Below are 3023 nucleotides of genomic sequence, written 5' to 3' on the forward strand. Positions count from 1 at the left end.
TCGACCGCGTACTCGTCCAGCTCGGAGAGCAGACCGTCCACGTCGTCCCGGTCGACGGTCAGGTCATCGGCGAAGTGCCGGTCGCCGGTGGCGTCGGGCACGTACTTCACAGTGACAACGATCCTCAAGCTCACGCCGGCTCTCCTACTGCATCGTCATTTTCGGCTGCCTCTTGCAGGCAGCATAGGCGCCCCAAGCGGCCGATCCCGGTCGGGGCGGGCTGCGCTCCGACCGCAATATTACTCACCAGTACATACAGTTCCTGCCCGCTAAGCAAGCGCTTTGAACTGTGACCTTCGCAACGCAGCGTAATCGGAACTCGACGGCCCCGCACACCAGCGCCGGCGCGACTGAGCCGATCAGTCGCGCAGCGAGTTGAACCGGCCCTGGTGGTAGAGCAGCGGCCGGCCGGCTCCCTCCGGGTCACCGAGCCGCACCTCGGCCAGCACGATGCGGTGGTCGCCTGCGGGCACGCGCGTGTGCACCCGGCACACCAGCCAGGCGAGCACGCCGTCGAGGACGGGAACGCCCTCCGGCCCCTCCCGCCAGGCGGTGGGCGCGCCGAAGCGGTCGGCGCCGCTGCGGGCGAAGGTGGCGGCCAGCTCCTCCTGGTGCTCCCCGAGTATGTGCACGCCCACGAATTCGGCCCGGGAGATCGCGGGCCAGCTGGAGGCGCCCGTACCGATCCCGAAGGACAGCATGGGGGGATCCGCGGAGACCGAGGCGAGGGAGGTGGCGGTGAAGCCGACCGGGCCGGTGTCACCGCTCGCGGTGATCACGGCGACCCCCGCCGCGTGCCGCCGGAAGACGGAGCGCAGGAGGTCGGGAGAGGCGAGGCGAGGACTGCCGAGTGCGGACGTGGCCGTCATGCGGTGTTCCTTCTGAGAGGAGTGTCGAGCCGGACCGTGGGTGCTCAACAGACCGGACAGCGCGCACTCGCGGTGCGGGCGAGGTCGACGTGCACCCGCCCGAACAGAAGGACTTCCGTAGGCATACGGTCAGGCTGACGATAGCTGCGGTGCACAGTCAAGTCGGTTCCGGGATGTGGGAGATGCCTCACCGTGAGCTCACCCGGCGTCAGACCGCCTCCCCGATCGCCGCGATGACGTCCGCCTTGCGCGGCTGGCCGGTGGCCCGCCTGACGACTCTGCCGTCGGCGTCGAGGACCAGCACGGTCGGCGTCTTGAGGATGTCGAGTTCCCGGACCAGGTCGAGGTTCTTCTCGGCGTCGATCTCGACGTGGGTCACGCCCGGGACCATGCCGGCGACCTCGCCGAGCACCCTCCGGGTCGCCCGGCAGGGCGCGCAGAAGGCGCTGGAGAACTGGACGAGCGTGGCACGCTCACCGAGGTCCTCGCCCAGCTCGACCGCGCCGAGCCTCTTGCCCTCGTCACGCCCGCGCACCCGCACTCTCCCGCTCCGCCGCCGTTGCAGCACTCCGTAGGCACTCGCCGCCGCGAGCACCGCCACGCACACCATCAGTCCGGTCATGAACCGCATCAGCATTCACGAGACTGCAAAGATTCCCGCCTACCCTCCTGTCTTTCCCATGCGGAATGCTTGATTCATGGACATTGACGCAAGGGGGCCGCGTTTCGGCGCGGCCGTGACGACCGTCGTACTGGCGGCCGTTCTGGTCACGGGCAGCGCGTGGCTGCTGGCCTGGCAGACGCTGGCGTTCGCGCTGGGCGCGGCGGGCGGGGTGGGCCGCTCGCCCTACGGCTGGGTGTTCCGCCGGGTCGTACGGCCGCGGATAGGGCCGCCGACCGAGTTCGAGGCGCCGGAGCCGCCGCGGTTCGCACAGGCCGTGGGCCTGGCCTTCGCGGTCCTCGGGCTCGTGGGGTACGGGATCGGACCGCAGTGGCTCGGGCTCGCCGCGACCGGCGCGGCGCTCGCGGCGGCGTTCCTCAACGCCGCGTTCGGGTACTGCCTGGGCTGCGAGATGTACCTGCTCGTGCGCCGGGTGGCGGTACGCGCGGAGTAAAGGCGACTTAAAACCCCGAGGTGGATCACCGGGCCGACGTGACGAGAATCTCGCCTCCAGTGGGCACCAGGGCTGGCTCCTCGTCCGTTCTTCGGGCACGATCTGCGAGATGCCGTAAACCTACGGCTCCGTAACTTGATGCCGGGAGTCGGCTTCCCAGGCAGAGCAGGAAGGGCTCACCCCGCCCATGGCAGAGCTTGTCTACCGTCCCGTCGTCGGATTCGCCCAGGCGCTGTTCAAGGCCTGGGACCTCAAGATCGACTGCAAGGGGTCGGAGAACATCCCGCGCTCGGGCGGCGCCGTGCTGGTGAGCAACCACATCAGCTACCTGGACTTCGTCTTCAACGGCCTGGCCGCGCTCCCGCAGAAGCGGCTGGTGCGTTTCATGGCGAAGGAGTCCGTCTTCCGCCACAAGGTCTCTGGTCCGCTGATGCGCGGGATGAAGCACATCCCGGTCGACCGCAAGCAGGGCGAGACGGCGTACGCCCACGCCCTGGAGGCGCTGCGGTCGGGCGAGATCGTCGGGGTCTTCCCGGAGGCGACGATCTCGCAGTCCTTCACGCTGAAGAGCTTCAAGTCGGGCGCGGCACGGATGGCCCAGGAGGCGGGGGTCCCCCTGATCCCGATGGCCGTCTGGGGCACGCAGCGGCTGTGGACCAAGGGGCACCCGCGCAACTTCAAGCGCAGCCACATCCCGATCACCATCCGGGTCGGCGAGGCGATCGAGGCGTCCCGGGACAAGTACGCGGGGGCGATCACCCGCCAGGTGCGCGAGCGGGTCAACGAGCTGCTGGAGGCCGCCCAGCGCGCCTACCCCGTACGCCCCAAGGGTCCGGACGACACCTGGTGGATGCCGGCGCACCTCGGGGGCACCGCGCCGACTCCGGAGCAGGTACGCGAGGCGGAGGCCCGCTAGTAGTGCTTCGTTAGGTCTATCCGTTTGCGCTGATCAAGAGCATGTTGGTCGTGTGGATGCGCATGAAGTGAACCGATTACGGGCCGCGTTGGGGCTGTTCGTGGCGGATGTGTTCGCCTCGGT

The 3023-nt window shown here is 69.1% G+C and carries 4 protein-coding genes and 1 pseudogene; 2 read left to right on the top strand and 3 right to left on the bottom strand.

What is annotated here, in order from left to right; all coding sequences use genetic code 11:
* From EHS43_RS41430 to EHS43_RS41440, 3 genes and pseudogenes are all read right to left on the bottom strand, one after another.
* A pseudogene (locus EHS43_RS41430) lies at positions 1–134 on the bottom strand (electron transfer flavoprotein subunit beta); the annotation flags it as partial.
* Between the two features lie 225 nt (positions 135–359).
* The gene (locus tag EHS43_RS41435; protein ID WP_125195663.1) at positions 360–869 is read right to left on the bottom strand and encodes a flavin reductase family protein; all 510 of its coding nucleotides are present in this window, start codon (positions 867–869) and stop codon (positions 360–362) included.
* Positions 870–1077: 208 nt separating this feature from the next.
* A complete protein-coding gene (locus EHS43_RS41440) occupies positions 1078–1491 on the bottom strand; it encodes a thioredoxin family protein (protein ID WP_125195664.1) in 414 nt (137 codons plus the stop codon).
* Between the two features lie 76 nt (positions 1492–1567).
* On the opposite strand from EHS43_RS41440, the gene EHS43_RS41445 reads away from it, so the two are divergent.
* On the top strand, positions 1568–1984 hold the full coding sequence (locus tag EHS43_RS41445) for a DUF4395 domain-containing protein (protein WP_125195665.1): 417 nt from the start codon (positions 1568–1570) through the stop codon (positions 1982–1984).
* 187 nt (positions 1985–2171) lie between these two features.
* Positions 2172–2900, top strand: a complete 729-nt coding sequence (locus tag EHS43_RS41450; protein ID WP_125195666.1) for a 1-acyl-sn-glycerol-3-phosphate acyltransferase — start codon at positions 2172–2174, stop codon at positions 2898–2900.
* Positions 2901–3023: the final 123 nt, after the last annotated feature.

Source organism: Streptomyces sp. RP5T, assembly GCF_003933965.1.
Taxonomy (GTDB): Bacteria; Actinomycetota; Actinomycetes; order Streptomycetales; family Streptomycetaceae; genus Streptomyces.

Excerpts from the sequence above, each read along its gene's own strand:
- EHS43_RS41440 (WP_125195664.1), bottom strand. The coding sequence starts at position 1,491 with ATGACCGGACTGATGGTGTGCGTGGCGGTGCTCGCGGCGGCGAGTGCC.
- EHS43_RS41445 (WP_125195665.1), top strand. The coding sequence starts at position 1,568 with ATGGACATTGACGCAAGGGGGCCGCGTTTCGGCGCGGCCGTGACGACC.
- EHS43_RS41435 (WP_125195663.1), bottom strand. The coding sequence starts at position 869 with ATGACGGCCACGTCCGCACTCGGCAGTCCTCGCCTCGCCTCTCCCGAC.
- EHS43_RS41450 (WP_125195666.1), top strand. The coding sequence starts at position 2,172 with ATGGCAGAGCTTGTCTACCGTCCCGTCGTCGGATTCGCCCAGGCGCTG.